The following is a 20803-nucleotide window of genomic DNA, read 5'->3' as shown; positions in this document are numbered from 1 at the left end:
CACCTCCCTTGGGTGGTTTATTGTTGGATATGGCCCAGAGGCTCCTCGGGACGCCAATTATCCAGCATTTACAGGGTTGGCGCGCGGCCCAACACCAGCGTTCCGGTCAACTGACGGTGGCCAAGGCCTGCTGGGCGATCTCGAGTTCCTCGTTGGTTGGAATCACCAGCAGCTTGACCTCGCTGTCGGGTGTGCTGACGACGCGCTCTCCGGGAATCCGCTCGGCGTTGGCCGCCTCGTCCATCTCGATACCAAGCCGTTTCAGCCCCTCGCAGGCGCCGTGACGGATCTCGACCGAGTTCTCGCCGATCCCACCGGTGAAGACGATGGCATCGACCTCTCCCAGCTCGGCATAGTAGGCGCCGATGTACTTCTTCAGGCGATGCAGGGTCATGTCGATCGCCAGCTGGGCGCGCTTGTTGCCCTCTTCGGCCTGGTGGCTGATCTCGCGCATGTCGTTGACGCCGCAAATGCCGAGCAGACCGCTCTGGCGATTGAGCAGATGGCTGACCGCCGCGGCGTTGAGATCGAGATTCTTCCACAGATAGATGAGCACCGCCGGATCGATGTCGCCCGAACGGGTGCCCATCACCAGACCCTCCAGCGGGGTCAGACCCATCGATGTGTCGACGCACTGGCCGTTGCGGATGGCGGCGGCGCTGGCGCCGTTGCCCAGGTGCAGGGTGATGAGATTGCACTCGGCGAGTGGCTTGTCGAGCATGGCCGCGGCACGCTTGGAGACGTATTGATGCGAGGTGCCGTGGAAGCCGTAGCGGCGGATGCGATGCTCGGTATAGAGATATTCCGGGATCGCATAGCGATAGGACACGGGCGGCATGGTCTGGTGGAAGGCGGTGTCGAACACCACCACCGAGGGCACGCTCGGAAAATGCTTGCGCGCCACCTCGATGCCGGCCAGATGACCGGGGTTGTGCAGCGGCGCCAGCGGGATGACGCTGCGGATCTCGGCCTCGACCTCGTCGTCGACCACGACCGGATGCTTGAAGTGCGGCCCGCCGTGCACGACGCGGTGACCGATGGCGGAAAGCTCGGTGACGTCGGCCAGGACGCCCTGCTCCTGGAGCTTGTCGACGATGTGATCGATGCCCTCCTGATGCGCCGGAATCGGACGATTGTCCTTGGAGCACTGGGACTGGCCATCGGCGTCGATCCATTCCATCTTGAGATCGCCCTCGGCCTCGCCGATGCGGCCGATCTGACCGCTGGCGATGGCCACCCAGTCGTCGCTTCTGAAGAGCTGATACTTGATGGACGAGCTTCCGGAGTTGAGTACCAGCACTTTCATTCTGCGTTTCCCTCGATCTTGATCTCTTGCTCGGCCTGCGCCTGAATGGCGGTGATGGCCACGGTATTGACGATGTCGGTCACGGTACAGCCGCGGCTGAGGTCGTTGACGGGCTTGTTCAGCCCTTGCAGCACAGGACCGATAGCGACCGCGCCGGCGCTGCGCTGGACGGCCTTGTAGGTGTTGTTGCCGGTATTGAGGTCGGGGAAGATGAGCACGGTGGCATGCCCGGCCACCTCGCTGCCCGGCATCTTGGAGCGCCCGACATTGATGTCGACGGCGGCGTCGTATTGGATGGGACCCTCGACCTTGAGGTCCGGGCGACGCTCGCGAACCATGCCCACCGCTTCGCGCACGCGCTCGACGTCCTCGCCCTTGCCCGAGGATCCGCTCGAATAGGAGAGCATGGCGATCCGCGGCTCGATGCCGAAGGCGGCCGCGGTCGCCGCCGAGGTGATGGCGATGTCGGCCAGTTCCTCGGCATTGGGGTTGGGATTGACCGCGCAGTCGCCGTAGACCAGGACGCGATCGGCCAGACACATGAAGAAGACGCTGGAGACCAGCTTGACGCTCGGCTGAGTCTTGATGGTCTCGAAGGAGGGCCGGATGGTGTGCTGCGTGGTATGGGTCGCGCCCGAGACCATGCCGTCGGCGTCGCCGAGATAGACCATGAGGGTACCGAAGTAGCTCACGTCCTCCACGACATCGTGGGCCATCTGCTGCGAGATGCCCTTGTGCTTGCGCAGCTCGTAATAGGTCTGGGCATAGCGCTCGCGGTCCGGCGAGGTGGCCGGATCGATGATCTGGATGTCCTCGATCTTCAGACCCAGCTCGCCGACCCGGCGCTGGATGCGCTCGGGGTTGCCGAGCAGGACGAGATCGGCGACCTGACGCAGGGCGAGGATCTCGGCCGCGCGCAGGATGCGCTCGTCCGCGCCCTCGGGCAGGACGATCCGCTGGCGCTTCGATTTGGCGCGGCGGATGAGCTCGTACTCGAACATCAGCGGCGTCGTCCGCTCGGAGTGGTGCACCGCGACCCGGCGGCGCAGATCGTCGATGTCGACCTGGCCCTCGAACAGACCCAGCGCGGCGGCGATCTTGCGATCGTCGCCCGGCAGGACGGTCGCCTCGATGCTATTGACCTTCATCGCCGTGGTGAAGGTGTCTTCCGGCACCTGCAGAATGGAGACATTGGTCCGGCGCAGACCGTCGATCAGTTGCTGGACCCGGTCGGCCGGACGCTGTCCGCCGGTCAGCAGCAGCCCCGCGACCCTGGGGAATGCGCTGGAGGCATCCGCGACCAGGCTGGCCAGAATGATGTCGGCACGGTCGCCGGGGGTGATGATGAGGCAACCGTCCTCGATGTAGCCGAGGAAATCCGGGATCTCCATGGCCGCGATCTTGTAGTTGGTGACCACCTGCTGCATGGCGTCGCCAGCGCCGTACAGGCACTCGGCATGCAGCGCCTGACGGATCTCGCCGAGCGTCGGCATCCCCAGCGCGGACTGCTCGGGAAAGATGTAGACCCGCTCCTCGTCCGAGAACATGTCGTTCACTCGGCCGCGAACCGTCTCGCAATACTCGGGGTTCACGCCGTTGACGATCGTGGCCAGGACGTCGCCTCCCCGCTCGCGCACCACCTCCTGAGAGATATGGAGCGCGTCCACGGCCTCCTGCGGGGTGCGCTCGAAGCCGCGCACCACGGGCACCAGACAACAGCCGAAGTTGTTGGCCAGATCGACGTTGAATCCGAACTCGAGCGACTGGATGAGGCCGTTGTAGTCGGTACCGGCGCAGACCACCAGATCGCACCGCTCCTCGAGCATCTTGAACTTGTTCATGATGAGCTTGAGCAGCTCTTCGTAACGGCCGCTGCCGATCAGCTGACGGGCGGTCTCGACCGTGCAGCCATAGAGCATCTCGGGAGGAAAGGGCAAATCGTAGCGGCTCATGATGAGCGCGGTCAGATTGTCCGGCTGGATCCCCCTCGGAGCAAAGGCCCTGAAGAATCCGACCTTGCGATTGACGGTCGACAACATTTCCATGATCCCGAGCACGACCACGGATTTACCACTGCCAGCACCAGCACCGGCGATATAGACGCTTTGCATCGATCTGCCTCGTAACGGAAAAAAGCACGGGTCCAGTCCGGCCCCATGCTGCAATGCGCGAAAATAACAGAAACGCCCAGCCATCGGGCGACGGAAATATTATGGACATCTGCGGAATTCGCGCCGCAGTCAGTCTGACGTCGACCACCGGCACCCGCATATCAGACACTTGGCGGCCGATCAGAACCAAGCGATGACCGACGGATGGCGCAACCCGAAACGGGTTTCAGGCAGCCTGTTCTCACTCCCTGCGCGACGCTCTCCAGGCCCCGTAGCTTCGATCTCGATAGGCCTTGGCGGCAACGTATCTCATCACCTGACGCAGCCGATAGAAGCCCGCCACCGAGTCGAGAAGCAGGAATTCGCGTCCCGCCTCGTCGAAGAAGAGCAGCGCCGGGGCATAGAAGAGCCCCAGATCGGCGGCCCAGTCCCTGGCCGTGGTGCGCCTTCCGCCGGGCGTGATCAGGGGCGTCTCCGAGCGGATGTCGAGCTGCACGGCATCCAGATCGCCGAAATGACGCCTCACGGCCGGCTCGCGCAACGCCTGACCGTGCAGCACGTCGCAGGGATGGCAATCGCCCTGCTCGAAGAAGACGACCAGCGGCCGCTCGGCGCGAACGCGGCGGTCCAGATTATGCGGTGGCGGGGCGAAGAAGGACTCCTCGTTCAGATCCTCGGAGTCGAACACCATGCGGTTCTCGCCTCGGGCGAGATAATCGCGGAAGGACTCGCGCCGATAGTGGCCGTCGGCCACGTATTCGAGCGCGGCACGAAACTGATAGGGCGGATAATAGCCGCGCAGATGCAGCGCCTCCCGACCCTCGGCGTCGTAGAAGAGGATCGAGGGGGTGAAGTCGGTTTCCTCGCGCAGCGCCCATTCCTGCTCGGACACCAGATCGCCGTCCAAGGTCGCGACCTCCTCGATCCCGTGGATATCGATGGGGACGACATCGAAATGACGCCGGGTATATTCGACGATGTCCGACAAGCCGAAATTCACGCGCATCAGGCGCTGACAATAGGGACAGCGCTGCTGACCGAAATAGACCATCAAGCCCCGTTTGCCGGCGGCGAGCGCCTCTTCCAGATCGGTGCGGATATCCAAGAAGCTGCGCTTGAACCAGTCCGGATAGACCAGCGGCTCCTCACGGGGGAAATCGTCGAAGCTGTAGGCATCGCCGGTGTCGAGATCCGCCGCCATGGGCGAGGAAAGGGTCAAGGAACAGAGCAGAACGCCCTTCAGGAACGGCCATGACCGATCGCGTCGCGGCAACATCGCGAACCTCCATCCAGGGAAACGAAAATGGCACGCCTTGAATCGCTCATTCTCCTCGACCCATCACCCGCATCGCCAGGAAGAGCGCGGCGATCGAGCGGGCCTCGTCGAAATCCTCGCGCGCCAGCAGCGCATCGACCTCGGACAGCCGCCAGGGCACCACCTCGATCGGCTCGGGCTCGTCGCCCTGGAGTCGACTGGGGTAGAGATCCTGGGCCAGGACGATCAGACTATGGTGCTCGATGTATCCCGGCACCAGCGAGAGCCGATCGATGATCCGCAGTCGATGCGCGCCGTATCCGATCTCTTCCTGGATCTCGCGATTGGCCGCGGACAGCGGATCCTCGCCGCGTTCGACGACCCCCTTTGGCAGCCCCAATTCGTAACGCTCGCTACCGGCACCATACTCGCGAATCAGAAGCAGGGTCTCGGCATCCAGCATGGGCACGATCAACACCGAATCGGCGCCGCCCGGCACGCGCTCGTAGGTACGTCGGCTGCCGTTGGCGAACTCGAGATCGATCTCCTCGATCCGGAACAGCCTGCTCTGGGCCACCAGGCGGCGGGCATGTATCTTGGGTTTCGGCCGCATCGAAGGGCTCCTGCTATTGTGACGACCTGAGCATTTGGACAGCCTGATCCGAGGAAGAACCCGACGACCATGAACGCACCAGACATCGGCATCGACTGGGATGGAATCGACAGCGTCTTCCTCGATATGGACGGCACGCTGCTCGATCTGCATTTCGACAACCATTTCTGGCTCGAGCACGTCCCGCGCCGCTACGCCGAGACCAAAGGCATCTCGGCCGAGGAGGGCAAGGCCCTACTGCATTCACGCTACCGGGACATCCAGGGCACCTTGAACTGGTATTGCGTGGACCATTGGAGCCGCGAGCTCGGACTCGACATCCTGCTGCTCAAGCAGGAGGTCGAGCACCTGATCGCGGTGCACCCGCATGTCATGGACTTCCTGGAGTGGATCTCCAGACTGGGCAAGCGCCGCGTTCTGGTGACCAACGCACATCAAAAAACCCTGGCCATGAAACTCGAGCGTACCCGTCTCGCCGGTCATTTCGAGCGCATCATTTCGTCTCATGAACTCGGCGAAGCCAAGGAATCGGCCGATTTCTGGCCACTGCTGCAGGCCATGGAGCCATTCGACCCGGAACGCACCCTCTTCGTCGATGACAATCTCGATGTACTGAGGGCCGCGCGGGACTATGGACTGAGCTGGACCATCGCCGTCCTGGAGCCGGATTCCACCCGGGCGCCCCAGGATTCGCCATCGGGGATCGCCGCCATCCGCAACTTCTCCGAGCTCCTTCCGCCCGGGCTGCGCTGATCGGCGACCCGTCTCACTCGACCGATTCGGATGTCGGTGCCGTATCCTCCGTGCCCGCACCCGTCGATTCGCTCGAGGATTTGCGCCGACGCCGACGGCGCTTGCGCTTCGGCTCTTCCGAAGACGTCTCATCCTCGGCTCCCGATCCCGCTGGCTCGACCATCGCCCCCACCTGAGCCAGGACGGAGGGCGGCGGCGGGCTGGTCAGGGCCGCCTGCTCGATGGGCAGCGCGGGCAGCAATGGGCTCGGCTCGACCTTCGGCGGGCGCTCGGGCTTCTTGGACCAATCAGCCTCGGAAGGCGACTCGACGGGAGCAGCATCCGCGACGCCAGTGGCCGGCTCGTCCCTGGGCGTCCTCCTGCGCTCGGGCTTCCTGGGCCGATCAGCCTCGGAAGGCGGCTCGACGGAAGCGGCATCCGCGACGCCAGCGTCCGGCTCGTCCCTGGACGTTCTCCTGGGCTCGCCCTTGCGCGGCCGACGCTCGCGTCCCTCGCGCTCGCCGTCCCGGGGCGAATCGCGCCGAGACTTGCGCCCGCCGTCACGACGAGCCTCGCGATCCGCCCGATCGGGACGCAGCTTGCTACGCGGATCGACCTCGGCCAGAAGCGCGGCGTCGACGGGCAATACCGGGATCTTGGAGCCGATGTACGCCTCGATATCGGGCAGACAGAAGGCATAGGTCTCGCAGACGAAGCCGATGGCGTCGCCCGTGGCGCCCGCCCGCGCGGTGCGTCCGATGCGATGCACATAGTCCTCGGGATCCTCGGGCAGATCGTAGTTGACCACGTGGCTGACGTCAGGGATGTGCAGGCCGCGCGCGGCCACGTCCGTCCCGACCAGGACGGGAAGGGAGCCCTCGGTGAAGTCGCGCAGCAGCTTGAGCCGCTTCTTCTGCGGCACGTCGCCCGAGAGCACGGCGGTATTGATGCCGTTGCCCTGGAGATAGCCCCAGACGCGGTCGGCCTCGCGCTTGGTGTTGACGAACACCATGATGCGCGCATCCTCCCAGCTCCGGACCAGACCGATCAGCAGCGGGATCTTCTCCTCGTTCGAGGTCATGTAGCAGCACTGGCGCACCCGGTCGGCGGTGATGGTCTCCGCTTCCACCTTGACCAACTGGGGGTGGTTCATGTGCTCGTAGGCGAGCTCCGTCACCCGATAGGACAGGGTCGCGGAGAAGAGCATTCCCAATCTGGACTCGGGCGGTGGCATGCGCCGGAACAGATAGCGGATATCCTTGATGAAGCCGAGATCGAACATGCGGTCGGCCTCGTCCAGAACCACGACCTCGATCCCCTTGAGATCGAAGACATGCTGCTTGAAGTAGTCGATCAGCCGACCGGGCGTGCCGATCAGGATATCGACGCCGGCAGCCAGGTCGTCGCGCTGCTTCTGATAGCCGGTACCGCCGTAGACCACCTGGGTCCGCAGCCCGGTATGCCGCGCCAGCAGCAAGGTGTCCTTGTGGATCTGCACCGCCAGCTCGCGGGTCGGCGCCAGGATGAGCGCGCGCGGCCGCGAGATGGAGGCGGGCTCGGGTGCCGGCCGACTCAACAGACGCTGCATCAGGACCAAGAGGAAGGCGGCGGTCTTGCCCGTTCCCGTCTGGGCCTGTCCCGCGACGTCGCGGCCTTCCAGGGCGATTGGGAGGGTTTGGGCCTGGATCGGCGTGCAGAGCGAGAAGCCCGCATCGGCCAAGCCGGCGTGGATCCGCTGATCGAGCGCGAAGGAGTCGAAGCGAATCGTGGTGAGATGTGTGTCAGTCATGAAGCTGGGCGTCTGGAGCTGGGCTCGTGTGAACTGTGACGAACCTCGCAGAGGGCAAGGCTTGCAAATTATCTTGCGTTTGGATCAAATAGCATCTTACTCAAGGGCTCATACCAACGCCAATTCGCCCGCCCGCTCCTCGCCCGATCCGCGCGACGTCCCAAACCGACGGCAAGCCCTCACACCCGCGATACGCGATACTCTTTTTAACGAATTATTACAAGCAATATGGGAGACGACTTCAGTGAGCGATAGCATCGTCCATGTGACCGATGACTCTTTCGAAGAAGAGGTTCTCAAATCCCCCGAACCCGTGCTGGTGGATTACTGGGCCGACTGGTGCGGACCCTGCAAGATGATCGCCCCAGTGCTCGACGAGATCGCCGGGGAGTATGCCGGTCGCATCAAGGTCGCCAAGCTCAATATCGACGAGAATCCGAACACGCCTCCCAAATACGGCATCCGCGGCATCCCGACTCTGATGCTGTTCCGTGGCGGCGAGGTCGAGGCGACCAAGGTCGGGGCCGTCTCCAAATCGCAGCTGACGGCCTTCATCGACAGCAATCTGTGACGTTCGAACCAGACGAGACCAGCAACTAGGTCGAGTCCCCAGGAGACCGCCTGATCCGAATCAAATACGGGGCGCCCGATCGGGCGCCCTCTCTCCGGTAAACTGCCGCCCCTCACCCGCATTTCCTCGCGACTTCGATTCCTACGCGGGGCGCCGTCTGCCAGCCATGACCTCTGTCTTACGATAACCGTGATGAATCTAACCGAATTGAAGAAGACGCCGGTGCCCAATCTGGTCGCCCTGGCGCAATCCATGGAGATCGAGGGCGTCGGACGCTCCCGCAAGCAGGACCTGATCTTCGCCATCCTCAAGGCACAGGCCAAGCGTGGAGAGGACATCTACGGCGACGGCGTCCTGGAGATCCTCTCGGATGGCTTCGGTTTCCTGCGCTCGGCGGACGCCTCCTATCTCGCCGGTCCGGACGACATCTATGTCTCGCCGAGCCAGATCCGCCGCTTCGCCCTGCGCACCGGCGACACCATCTCGGGCAAGATCCGCCCGCCCAAGGACGGCGAACGCTATTTCGCCCTCCTCAAGGTCAACGACATCAACTTCGACCGGCCCGAGAACGCCAAGTCGAAGATCCTGTTCGAGAACTTCACCCCGCTGTTCGCCCAGGAACGCCTGACGCTGGAGATCGGCAACGGCAGCACCGAGGACATCACGGCCCGCACCATCGATCTGGTCGCCCCCATCGGCAAGGGCCAGCGCGGACTCATCGTCTCGCCGCCCAAGGCGGGCAAGACCATGATGCTGCAGAACATCGCCCAGTCGATCGGACACAATCATCCGGACTGCCACCTGATCGTGCTGTTGATCGACGAGCGTCCAGAGGAGGTCACGGAGATGACCCGCTCGGTGCGCGGCGAGGTCATCTCCTCCACCTTCGACGAGCCCGCGACCCGCCACGTCCAGGTGGCCGAGATGGTCATCGAGAAGGCCAAGCGGCTGGTCGAGCACAAGAAGGACGTGGTCATCCTGCTCGACTCCATCACCCGACTCGCCCGCGCCTACAACACGGTCGTGCCCTCCTCGGGCAAGGTGCTCACCGGCGGCGTCGACGCCAATGCCCTGCAGCGCCCCAAGCGCTTCTTCGGCGCGGCGCGCAACGTCGAGGAAGGCGGCAGCCTGACCATCATCGCCACCGCCCTGATCGACACCGGATCGCGCATGGACGACGTCATCTACGAGGAGTTCAAGGGCACGGGCAACATGGAGATCCACATGGACCGACGCATCGCCGAGCGACGGATCTTCCCCGCCATCAACATCAACCGCTCGGGCACCCGCCGCGAGGAACTGCTGATGGGACCGGCCGAGCTGCAGAAGATGTGGATCCTGCGCAAGATTCTGCATCCCATGGACGAGCTGGCCGCGATGGAGTTCCTGCACGACAAGCTCAAGGCGACCAAGACGAACGACGAGTTCTTCTCCTCGATGAAGGGCTGAGACGCACCCGAAGCCCGCGGGGGGTCGAGCAGGCGCTCGCCCCGAAGGTCCCGTCGGCGGGCCACTCAGCCGGGCGGGCCGAGGACGCAGTCCCTGCCCCGCTCCTTGGCCGCGTAGAGCCATTGGTCGGCCAGATCCACGAACTCGTCGAGCCCTTCGCCTCCATACTGGCCGATCCCGCCGCTGATGGTCACCTGCAGATCCTTCTGCGGCCAGACGACCCCCTTGAGCAGATGGCGAATCCGCTCGGCCACCTCGAACGCCTGAGCCGCCGTCGAATGAGGCAGGATGACGAGAAATTCCTCTCCGCCGTAGCGCCCGGCGACGTCCACGTCGCGGATACAGGTTCGGAGCGCTCCGGCGACCTGCACCAGCACGTCGTCCCCGACCCTGTGACCGAAGGTATCGTTGATCCGCTTGAAATGGTCCAGGTCGAACAGGATGATCGACAAGGGATGTCCATAGCGCCTCACCAGATCGATCTCCTTGGCGAGACGCAGATAGAGAAAGCGCCGATTGTAGAGGCTGGTCAGGGCGTCGGTGAAGGAGGCCGAGCGCAGCTCGTCCTGAGTGGCCTTCAGCTCGGAGACGTCCACCAGGGTGATCAGCTTGCCGGGCTCGCGCGCGAGCTCGATCGACTTCGCCGACACCAGCGCCCAGCGCACCTCGCCATCACCCTTTTGGATCCGCGTCTCGCGCCGCTCGCCCATCGCGTCCGGCAGACCGGCCGCATAGAGCGCCAGCCAGGCATCGCTGGAGAGCAGACCCGTCGCGTCCTCCTCGAGCCCCAGGTAGCGCTTCGCCGCCTCGTTGGCCTTGCGCAGACCGAGCTGCCCCTCGACATGGAGCACCATGGGGGATGGCGCGGCCTCGAAGATGGTGGCGAGATTGGTCTCGCTGTCCTGCAGACGACGGAGCAGACGATTCGTCTCGAACCAGGCCAGCAGGATCAGGAACAATACGATCCCCACCACCCACAGCAGCTTGGCGCGAAGATCCGCGATCAGATGATCGAGGAACTGGGTGCTGGAATAGCAGGTCACCACCCCGATCAGGAGCCTATCCTGAGGATGGTAGAGCGGCACCCTGGACACGAAGCAGTTCTCGCAGCCACCCGGCCCCAGGGTCAGATCGAGGCTTCCCCGGGGGGCATCGAACAGATCGTAATCCAGCTTCAGCGTGATCCGGTAGACGAAGGGCGCGCCGGTCGCCTGATCCTTGAGCAGCAGGATGCCGTCCATGGCCGTCTGGAGCTCGTTGCGCAGACGCGCGGGCGTCATATCGCTGTCCAGCAGCTTCTCGATCGTCTGAACCTGGGCATGAGCCAGCGCGCTGGATCGGCCTTCGGCCTCCATGCGGAGCGTGGGCTCCAGCACCAGGTACCAATGCAAGGCGATCAGTACCGTGAGCGTCAGACCCAGCAGACCGAAGATCAGTGCCAGATTCCGCTCGAACCGGAGCGAAGGGCGCCAATGGGCGATGAAGACGTTGTCACTCATCTTCATAGGACCGCGCGACCTCAAGGAAGAATGACCTGAACCGAACCTTGGCGCGTCGCGCTTGCGCTCGATTGACGTAGGGAAGGATTCGGTCGGCCACATAGAGACCGGCGACGGCCCCATCCTCGACGGCGCCGGAAAAGGGCGAGAAGACCAAGGCGCGATGGCGCACGGACCAGCCCTTCAACCGAGCCGGCGGAATGCCGACGCTCGCGACGAAGATGCCACCGGGCGCATCGCCCCGGTAGTCATCCAGGGTCATGGCCGACTGGAGCCGTACGTCGAGCGGAATACCGCGAATCTCACCGATCGCATCCAGGTTGGATGCCGCCTGACGCGCCGCGGAATCGGATCCTTCGTAGACCACCAGTATCAGCAGCCTGCCGTCCGGGGTGCTGTACTCGGCGAGCGACTCCAGAGCGCCCAGACAGGCGGGAAACAGTTTGAGCCCGACCCGAAAACGCTGCGCGTCCTCGCGCCACAGCGTCTCCCCCCCGGAGGCCGAGTTCGAAACGCCGAGACAGAGGCAGAGCCCCAGTATCAGGATACGAATCAATCCAGAAGCAAGGCCGGTCATTGGGATATAGACCGATAATGGTCGACGGGTCAGAAATTGTAGCCGACCGACAGCCACCAGGTGCGGCCGGGACGTGGATAATCGTCCGGCATCACGTGACTGCCCCCGACGAACGACTGATCGGGATAGGCATAATCGGCATCGGTGAGATTCTTCACCCCGAGGGTCCCGAAGGGCCCCCTGGCGGCGGGGCGGTACTGCAGACTGAGATCGGCCAGGGTATAGCCCGGCAAGGGATCGCGGGCATCGTAGAGGGCGCGGACTCGCTCGCCGACGTAGCGCAACTGAACCGCCGCCGTCCAGTCCTGCAGGGGCCGCCATAGCAGGGCGAGGTTGGCCAGCAGATCCGTTCCGCCCTCCAGCGACTCATCGTCGTCCAGGCGACGCGCATCCACATAGGAAGCGGATAGATCCAACTTGAGATCGGGTCCGACCCGATACTCGTACTCCAGCTCGACGCCGCGCAGACGCGCGTCGGCAGTGTTGACGAACCCGCTGCCCCCCATGGCGATGGTCACGGGACGCTCCAGATCGGACTGGAAGAGGATGAGGCGCGCCTCCCAGCGCGCCTGCTTGCGAATGTAACCGATCTCGTAGGTGCTGACCGCGCTCGTCTTGACCGGATCCTCGGCCGGATATTCGAGATCGTGAAAGGTCGGCGGCCGGAAGGCGCGGGCATACTGCAGTTTGAAGATGTTGTGGTCGTCGAAACGCCAAACCCCCGCCAGCCTGGGACTGACGAAGCTCCCGACATCGCTGTAATCGTCGAGCCTGACCGTCGCGGTCAGATCGATGCGCTCGGTCGCCCGAAACTGGTCCTGCACCAGCGCGCTGAGAATCCGCCGATGACGCTCGGTATACCAATGCTCGCTCGGAGGATCCAGCAGCTCGGCGCGACCGCCCTCCAGGCCGAGCAGCAGCTGATGCCGTGCGTTCGGCTGCCAATGCAGATCCGCGCCCAGCTGATAGCGGGCCTCGTCGTAATCCTGCTCGACATAGAGCGCGGACTCCATCCCCATGAAACCGGCAGGAAGCAGATAGAGATCGCTCGAGCGATCGTGACGCCAGGTCTCGGCGCGCAGATCCGCCCGCAAGGTATCCGAGAGGATCAGCTCGTGGCTGATGCGTCCGGTGACGAAACGCTGCTCGGTGGCCAGCCGATCGTCATCGGGCGGAAGATAATGATGGGCACCGTAATAGTCGCCGTATTCGTCGTTCAGAACCTGCAAGGAGACCAGGGTCCCGCCCCAGCTCATATCGACGAGCAGACTGCGGAAACGCGACGACTCGTTGGAGCGGCCGGGGGCGTAGGAGTAGGACTCGAGGCCCCTATTGTAGAGCGCATCCCTGTCGACCCAGGCACCACCCTCGCCCTCCACGCCGACGAAATTGATCGACAGATCCAGGTCGCGCTCGGGATCCTCCCAATACCAGACGCCGCCGACCCCCCTGGAGCCACCCTCTCCCAGCTGGACATGGATCCGGCGCTCGCGCTTGCGGCTGATCACGTTGATCACGCCGGCATAGGCGTATTCGCCATGCACGGAGGCGCCGGGACCCCGGATCACCTCGATGCGCTCGACCTGCTCGATCGGCAGGTTGAGCAAGGCGTTGGCGGTCGCCATGACCGCGGAGTTGAGGGGCACGCCATCCAGCATCAGCTTGATGTTGCCCGAGGTGTACCCCGAATAGCCGACACCTCGGCTCAGGACCTGACGCTCTCCGGTCATCTCCAGCCCCTGGGCGACGCCCGGCACCAGAGACAAGGCTTCCCAAACCGTGCGCGCTCCACGCAGCAGCAGTTCCTCGCCATCCAGGATGGAGGCCATGCCCGGGATGAAATCGGCATTCATGCCACTGCGGGTAGCCAGCTCGGTCTCCTCGTCCAGCAGAGCCAGCAGATCGCGAAGCGGTCCGTCCTCTGCACCCTCGGCGGCCGCCGTCACAGCCGTCGGCGACAGCAGTACGATCCCGAAAAGCAAGCACCTCAGATACCCCGCGCGGGCCCCTGGGTCAAACAAGACGGCTTGGCGAAACCATGGGCGATGTCTATATGCGTTGGGAGCAGAACTCATGGCCGAGCGCACCCGATCCGGACGCGAAAAGACCCAGAGGGGCTTGGGTCAGGCCAACCCGAGCTGATAGCAAACATGTTCTTCGATCCTTGGATGACACCAACCGCACCAGGAACAAATTCGCGCGAGCGGCCATGCCGCGGCGGGCGGCACTGGATCATATAGATCCAAGCCGCTCTTCGAGCCTGCGGCGAATCGTCCGGACTCGAGGCCCGCGACCGCACGGGACTGCATTGCCGAGCCCGCCCGAGTACGCACTTCCGCCTCGAGTCCGCCACTCTCTGCGCCCATTCACGGAACGGAACACGGAACGCAACGAGCAGCAGCAACGAGAATAAACGATCTCAGATCTCTTTTCGTCAGATTGAAGGCTCCGCCCGTCCCGACACACACGAATCGCGGACAGAGAAGGATCTGCTCGCAGCCGGGCGAGCGCCCATGGAAAACCCGGTCGAGGCACGATCCCCATATCCCTGGTGAAAGCCTGGGAACATCGAACAGATATAACGCCTGAAAGGTCGGTCGGCAGGGCTGATTCTCAGCCGGCCTCCGACAACCCATCGAGCGACATTCGAATGCCGGATCCAACAGACAGGCCATACAGCCAGAAGACGAATGCCGATGACCGCCCGCCAAAAACACTTTTCGTAGACTATATTCAGATCGGGCGCCATGGAAACCGTGACGGTTCCATGACCTGCCTTCCGTTATCCTGCTGTGAGGCGGCCCCATGAGCGGACAGCAGCTTCCGATCAATCTGTCTGGAGTCATCGTCGCGGCTCTGCTGATTCTGGCCGCGGTCCTGGATCCGAATCCACTCGAATCGCACCGCCCCCCCAGGGCCAGCGTCGGTCCCGAGCCCACGGATCCCTTCGAGTCGGTCCCGGCCAGAATCTGGGAGGATCCCTTCGAGGCCATAGAGCGGTTGCGGCCACAAGAAACAGAGCGCAACGACAAGGCCGAAGCGGAACCGACAGCCACAGCTCAGCCGAGGACACTGCAAGTCCATTGGTTTGGTGTGGCGGGCAGGCATCCAATCAGGTTCATGCAGCCAGGACCGAGCGCCTTTCACTACGCACCTCAGGCGGGCAAATGGTCCCTGTACGGTCAAACCATGCTGCCGACCCCGACCTCATCGACAGCTCGGAACGCACAGAGAGATCCTTCTCCGCCCCAGCAATACTTGAGCTATCTCGCGACCATAGACCAAACCACACGACTCATGGTGATGCCGATCATGGTCAGGGCCAGCCCCTATCCCGTCGATCGTGAATGGCGACTGCGCATACGCCTGGCGACGCATGCGGCCCTGGCGCACGCTGGCTTTCACCCACTCCAGCCGGAACGTATCGGCGTCTGGACATGGAAGCCGTCTCTTGCCATCGAAAACGCCAGGGAACGCGAAATCGAGATCGAGATACCCTTCGAGGCGTTTCGGTGGAAATCACGCAGGGAGTCCCGAATCATCCTGGTACTCTGGCTCAACGACGAAGCGATCCATGGGGTCCTGGGAGAATTCTCTGGACGCTGGAGCGATGGAGACAGCCCGAATGCAGGGAAAAAGCCTTACTCGGGTCCCTTGACGACGGTCGACAAGCTCGTCGAAGAGATCGGCTATCCCCAGAACAAGCAGGATAACACCTCCCCAAGACCCTTCTACTGCACCAAACCCGATCCATCACGCAAATCCACAAACCCTGCGTTCACATCCTGCAGCATTCGCGTCATCGGACCCGCCTCCTCCGATAGCCTGAAGCGCATCTACGTCGAACTGCTCGGCTGGCGTGGCTCCCAATGTGACGGGGCATACTCGCATATCGACAATCGAGCCGATCCCACCGCCGAAGACCTGATATCGTCACCATGGGCCGACAAGCCGATCAACTTCAAGCTCGTGTCGCCTTTCGCCACCGCTCCGATCACGCTGCTAAGCCCCGCCTTTCACGGCGATCGACTCGACAGGCTGGCAGCGGAGTCGATCAGGATCAGGGACCCTAAAGTCTACAGCGACCGAGATGCGCCATGCGCAAACGTCGTCGTACACCGCACGATCCACTCGGACGACAAGGCGATCCATCTCCTCGTGGAAGAGCTCAAGACTCGTGGAGTCGACCCTACCCAGCGGCAAGGCGGTTACGCATCCTTGATTCACGCCTTCCTCGCCGCTCACAATCCAGGCCCAGGACGAGAATCCCCAACCCCATTGGAGTCGCGCGACCATATCGCACTGATCTCGGAGCAAGACACGAGATTCGGACGCGCACTCCCCCGAATGTTCCAATCACGGATCGCAGATCTCTGGTGCCAAAACAACAGAGCCAGCGACCCCTGCCCCGAAAACGTGCCACCGCCTCCCTGGGTGCACACCTTTTTCTACATGCGCGGCCTCGATGGAACCTGCTCGGCGGTCACGACACCGCCTTCGAACAACGCATCACTCATCAAAGACGGCAAGCTGGATCTGATGGCTATCGCCGCCGGTCAGGATGCCGGCTTCAAGGAACCCGCGATCGGAACCAACCAATACGACTATCTGCGACGCCTCACCCAACAGATCGCCGACCTGGACGTCGCGCTGAAAAGCACCGATCGAGGCGCGATCAGGGCCTTCGGCATCCTGGGATCGAACTACTATGACAAACTACTGATCCTTCAAGCACTCAAGGAGCGCTTCCCCTCCCACCTCTATTTCACCAACGACCTGGATGCCGGCCTGCTCGACGCCAAGGCATTTTCACACACACGCAACCTCATCATTACCGCCCCTTTCGGACTGAGCCCGCGTCAAAATCTGGATAGGCCAAGAGATGCGTACACTCAGGGGGAATTCCCGCCATTTCGCCATTCACTGCAAACCTCGGTCTACCTTGCGACGCTCGCGATTTTACAGGGCGACGAGGCCAAACTCGCCGAACAGGTCCGCAGCAGCGGCCATCTGCTCTTCGAGGTAGGGCGGCACCGGTTCTTCCAGGTCGAACCACCCGAGATCCCAGCGATCCAAGCGGATAAGCACTGGTATTCGTCGCTGCCCGTTCGCCCCAGAGGGCAAGCCTCGGTCGCCACATCGGGAAAGGGGCCTGCCGACAAGACGATAGATTTCGACGACATTGCGACAGCCCGAACGCAGCATTGGAATTCCGGCATCCTCAGCTTCCTGAGAACCCATCTGATCACCTTGGCGCTCATCGCCCTGATGGGGCTGTTCGCCATCAGGTCCTTGTCCAGCAACGGCTCGTCGCTGATCCGCCGATTCGACTCTCCGAACCCGCATTTCGAGTTCGCGACCTCGCATCCATCTCTATGGCGCTGGCACCTGAATCATCCATCGATGCTCATCGTTTCGATCTACATCGCCCTGACCATCATCGCAGTACTCGAATTTCCTTCGTGCCAGGAACCCTTCGCCTTCGTCAGCGGCATCAGCACCTGGCCGTCGGAGATCATGAGACTGATCGCCGGACTCGCGGCCTCACTGCTCCTCGTCCATGGTTGGCGCCAGCTGAAGGATGGGGACGAGAGGATCACCCAGCGCTTCGGTCTCCAGGAATCTGGCCCCCATGAGCAGGCCCCAGACGATTACCCTGCCTGGTCCGAAGGACGCGGCAGCGATCGCACGACCCCGATTGCCGAGAAGGCGTGCAAATTCTTCGGCTATCAGACGACCTGGCCCTCTCTTTGGGCACGATTGAGCATGCTTATCGGTTTCCGGATCGGCCGAAGAGAAGATGACGTGCGTGTGCGGTCCGAAAACGATCGCGGTGCCCGTCCCTCGATCCAGACGGAATGGCAGCGCTATCGCCGACACGCGACCCTACTGGCAAGGGCCGCTCGCGTCGTCCCCGCCACACTGGCATTCTGGCTCCTGTCATTTTTCATGGTCTACGGACTGAGCACGCCCCTGCCACCCTATCGCGGTGACCACTCCTACTGGCTGGGAATGGCGAATGGCTGGCTCTTCGCCGGATTGCCTTTCATGCTGCTTCTGCTCGCCGCGGTCGACGAGGCGTTACTATGCAGCCGTTTCCTACGAAAATTCGAGACGACCGACGGCTTCAGCTGGCCCATCGGAGCCTATCAGAGCGAGGCCCAGTGCCAGTTCGATCAGGCAGGCAATCTCGCGTCGGCGCGAGACTATTGGCTCTCCACCGAGCTCATCGCGGAACGCACCGCACCCGCGGCCCAGTTCGTCCACCTGCCGATCGTGGTCATCCTCTTTCTGATGCTCTCCCTGAGTTCCAGGTTCGACAATTGGGGTACGCCGGCATCGGTTCTGCTGCTCATCGGCGTCAGCATCGGCATCGCACTGGTGGCCGGCATCCTCTTGCGCGGAACGGCTCGACGCATCCGCAATCAGCTGTTGAGGGATCTGAAAGACGAGATCGCCGGCATCGATTACCGTGCAGCGAGAACGCCATCCGACAGATTGCTCGCCGTGGTTCGGCGCATCGAGTCCATCCACGACGGGGCCTTCACCGAATGGTACAACGAACCCGTATTCAGGGCCTTGGCGTGGGCCTTGGCCATCGCGATACTCATCGTGACCGAATATTCTGCGGTCTTGAGCTGATGCGCTTCGCGCCTGCCCGCATTCCACTGGAAAACCGAAGCCCGCATCCCCAGAGCGTCGCCGGTGTCGCCCGGTCTCACTCGAGGAACACCCTCGCCCGAGCCGAATGGCCTTGGCCATCCACGACCGACACATCGAGAAAACCGACCCCTCCAGGCGTCCAGAGGATCTCCCGCGCGAATGGCTGACGCTGGATCGGACTCCCGTCGGCGAACCAGGTGAAGGGCGGGCGGCCACCCCGGACTTTGAGCGCAAGCGGTCTGCCGGAGCCCCCGGACAGCCCGAGATCGATGCGCGCCCCGGAGGGCGGATAGGCGATTTCAGGGGCCTGATCGGCACGCGCCGCCCCCTTCTCCCCACCACCCGCAGGCGCATGACGCAGGGGCGGCGGCAGCTTGGCCGAACTCGAGGCCATCAGCGTTCCTGCGGGCGCGGCTCGCAACGGGACCCGCGCACCCAGCCGCGCGAAGACATCGATCAGCACAGGCGCGGCGGACTCGATTCCGATCAGACCCGGCACCGGCGCACCATCCGGGCGTCCGGTCCAGACGCCCGCGACCCAGCGCCCGTCGAAACCGATCGCCCAGGCATCGCGATAGCCGTATGAGGTCCCCGTCTTGAAGGCGATCCCATCGGCCCGGGTGCGGCTCGGTGTCGGTACGCCCCGCAGGATGGATGCAACCGTCCAGGCAGCCCGCTCGTCGAGCACCGGCGGATTTCCGTTCACCGAGCGCCGCCCGCCACCTCGTTCCCCGAGGGCCGGCGTCAGGTTCTCGCGGAGATCCACCGCGCGGCCGCCACGCGCCAATGCCGCGTAGATTCCGACCAGATCGCGCAAGGTCAGCCCCACGCCTCCCAGCCCGATCGCCAGTCCGGCGGGCGACGCATCAGGCAGTCGAGGATCGGCCCCCGCCCGGCGCATGCGTGCCACCAGTCGCACGGGGCCCACGGCATCCAGCAGACGCACGGCTGGGACGTTGAGCGAGAGCTGCAGCGCACGCCGCACCGTGACCGTCCCCAGGAACTCGCGATCGAAGTTGGTCGGCACATAGCCGGAGAAACCGGCCGGGCGATCCTCGATCAGGCTCTCGGGATGGGCGACGCCGTCCTCGAAGGCCAGGCCATAGATCAGGGGTTTGAGCGTGGATCCGGGAGAACGCAGGGCCCGGGTCATATCGATGTATCCGCGCCGTCCGTCGTCGAAGGGATCGGCCGATCCGACCGCGGCGACGACATCGCCATTGCGGTGATCGACGACCAGGATCGCCATCGAGACCTTGGGACCCAAACGACGCGCAGCTTCCTCCGCCAGGCGCTCGAGACCCGACTGGAGATCCAGGTCGATGGCGAGCCGCTGTGTCGCCAGATCGGGATGCGCGCGATGCTCGTGCCAGGTGAGGTGGGCCGCATGGACGGGAAAGGGACGGCGCCGGGTCGGGACCGGCTCGCGCAGTGCGGCGGACAGGGCGATCCGGTCGATCAGTCCCAAATCGTGGACGCGCGCCAGGATCCGGTCTCGGGCACGCCGCGCGGCATCCGGATCCCGATCCGGCCGTCTGGCCTCGGGCGCCTGGGGCAAGGCGACCAGCAGGGCCGACTCGGCCGCGCTCAGCCGTCTCGGCTCCTTGCCGAACCAGGCCAGGGAGGCGGCCCGCACGCCCTCGATGTTGCCGCCATAGGGGGCCAGGGTCAGATAGGCGCGCAGGATGGCGTTCTTGTCGAACCGGCGCTCCAGCGCCAGGGCGGTCAGGATCTGAGACAGCTTGCCGGACAGGCTCCGCGTCCCGCGCCCCTCGAGCAGACGTGCGAGCTGCATGCTGAGCGTCGAGCCGCCCGAGACGATGTGCCCCTGGCTCAGCCACTGCCAGGCCGCACGCACCAGCGCCAGCGGATCCACGCCCGCATGCTCGCGGAAGCGCCGATCCTCGACCGCCGTCAGCATCGCCAGATAGCCCGGATCCACCGCGTCCAGCGCGACCGGCAGACGCCAGCGTCCGTCGTCGACGGTGAATGGCCTCAACAGCCGGTCCTGGCGATCGAGCATGAGCGCGGACGTGGGCGGATGGAGATCGGGGACCGCGAGCCGCTCCAGGAACCACCCGAGCCCCTGTCCGAGCCCGGGCGGCAAGATTGCCGCCACCAGGAGCACGGCCAGCAGACCGCCGGGCCAGGATCCGGCCTGCGAACCGACGCGCGAGCCCTGAAATCGCGCCGCTCCTCGCCGAGCGTACAGCCAGTAGCGCCGAACCGCACCCACAG

Annotated in this window: 13 protein-coding genes; 4 read left to right on the top strand and 9 right to left on the bottom strand. The window is 63.9% G+C overall.

Features of this window, described 5'->3' with window-relative positions; all coding sequences use genetic code 11:
- Positions 1-106: 106 nt before the first annotated feature.
- From D779_RS08635 to nudE, 4 genes are all read right to left on the bottom strand, one after another.
- Positions 107-1306 carry an acetate/propionate family kinase gene (locus tag D779_RS08635; RefSeq protein WP_043752545.1) on the bottom strand — a complete coding sequence of 400 codons (1200 nt, stop codon included), beginning with the start codon at positions 1304-1306 and terminating at the stop codon, positions 107-109.
- On the bottom strand, positions 1303-3417 hold the full coding sequence (pta, locus tag D779_RS08630) for a phosphate acetyltransferase (protein WP_043752540.1): 2115 nt from the start codon (positions 3415-3417) through the stop codon (positions 1303-1305). The genes D779_RS08635 and pta overlap by 4 nt, the downstream gene beginning before the upstream one ends.
- Before the next feature lie 241 nt (positions 3418-3658).
- Positions 3659-4693: a thioredoxin family protein gene (locus D779_RS08625; RefSeq protein ID WP_052347975.1), complete on the bottom strand. Its 1035-nt coding sequence runs from the start codon at positions 4691-4693 to the stop codon at positions 3659-3661.
- A gap of 46 nt (positions 4694-4739) precedes the next feature.
- Positions 4740-5285: an ADP compounds hydrolase NudE gene (gene nudE / locus D779_RS08620; RefSeq protein WP_043752536.1), complete on the bottom strand. Its 546-nt coding sequence runs from the start codon at positions 5283-5285 to the stop codon at positions 4740-4742.
- Positions 5286-5354: 69 nt separating this feature from the next.
- On the opposite strand from nudE, the gene yrfG reads away from it, so the two are divergent.
- Positions 5355-6038 carry a GMP/IMP nucleotidase gene (gene yrfG, locus D779_RS08615; protein WP_043752533.1) on the top strand — a complete coding sequence of 228 codons (684 nt, stop codon included), beginning with the start codon at positions 5355-5357 and terminating at the stop codon, positions 6036-6038.
- A gap of 13 nt (positions 6039-6051) precedes the next feature.
- On the opposite strand, the gene D779_RS08610 is transcribed toward yrfG, so the two are convergent.
- Positions 6052-7806 carry a DEAD/DEAH box helicase gene (locus tag D779_RS08610; protein ID WP_043752530.1) on the bottom strand — a complete coding sequence of 585 codons (1755 nt, stop codon included), beginning with the start codon at positions 7804-7806 and terminating at the stop codon, positions 6052-6054.
- Between the two features lie 244 nt (positions 7807-8050).
- On the opposite strand from D779_RS08610, the gene trxA reads away from it, so the two are divergent.
- Together trxA and rho are read left to right on the top strand one after the other, a co-directional pair.
- Positions 8051-8377, top strand: coding sequence for a thioredoxin TrxA (gene trxA / locus D779_RS08605; RefSeq protein ID WP_043752527.1), 327 nt, complete (start codon positions 8051-8053; stop codon positions 8375-8377).
- A 192-nt stretch (positions 8378-8569) separates the two neighbouring features.
- Positions 8570-9826: a transcription termination factor Rho gene (gene rho / locus D779_RS08600; RefSeq protein WP_043752525.1), complete on the top strand. Its 1257-nt coding sequence runs from the start codon at positions 8570-8572 to the stop codon at positions 9824-9826.
- A gap of 65 nt (positions 9827-9891) precedes the next feature.
- Here rho and D779_RS08595 read toward each other — a convergent pair whose 3' ends face one another.
- The 3 genes from D779_RS08595 to D779_RS08585 are packed head-to-tail and all read right to left on the bottom strand — an operon-like array spanning position 9892 to position 13884.
- The gene (locus D779_RS08595; protein ID WP_052347989.1) at positions 9892-11325 is read right to left on the bottom strand and encodes a GGDEF domain-containing protein; all 1434 of its coding nucleotides are present in this window, start codon (positions 11323-11325) and stop codon (positions 9892-9894) included.
- Positions 11318-11902: a hypothetical protein gene (locus tag D779_RS08590; protein ID WP_043752518.1), complete on the bottom strand. Its 585-nt coding sequence runs from the start codon at positions 11900-11902 to the stop codon at positions 11318-11320. The genes D779_RS08595 and D779_RS08590 overlap by 8 nt, the downstream gene beginning before the upstream one ends.
- A gap of 29 nt (positions 11903-11931) precedes the next feature.
- A complete protein-coding gene (locus tag D779_RS08585) occupies positions 11932-13884 on the bottom strand; it encodes a TonB-dependent receptor plug domain-containing protein (protein WP_232424128.1) in 1953 nt (650 codons plus the stop codon).
- A gap of 823 nt (positions 13885-14707) precedes the next feature.
- On the opposite strand from D779_RS08585, the gene D779_RS08575 reads away from it, so the two are divergent.
- A complete protein-coding gene (locus D779_RS08575) occupies positions 14708-18544 on the top strand; it encodes a hypothetical protein (RefSeq protein WP_157726357.1) in 3837 nt (1278 codons plus the stop codon).
- Between the two features lie 76 nt (positions 18545-18620).
- Here D779_RS08575 and pbpC read toward each other — a convergent pair whose 3' ends face one another.
- A complete protein-coding gene (pbpC, locus tag D779_RS08570; RefSeq protein WP_232424127.1) occupies positions 18621-20801 on the bottom strand; it encodes a penicillin-binding protein 1C in 2181 nt (726 codons plus the stop codon).
- Positions 20802-20803 lie beyond the last annotated feature (2 nt).

It is taken from the genome of Imhoffiella purpurea (assembly GCF_000585215.1).
GTDB lineage: Bacteria > Pseudomonadota > Gammaproteobacteria > Chromatiales > Chromatiaceae > Imhoffiella > Imhoffiella purpurea.
Note: the sequence above shows the minus strand (reverse complement) of the source record. Positions and strands in the feature narration are given on the sequence as shown.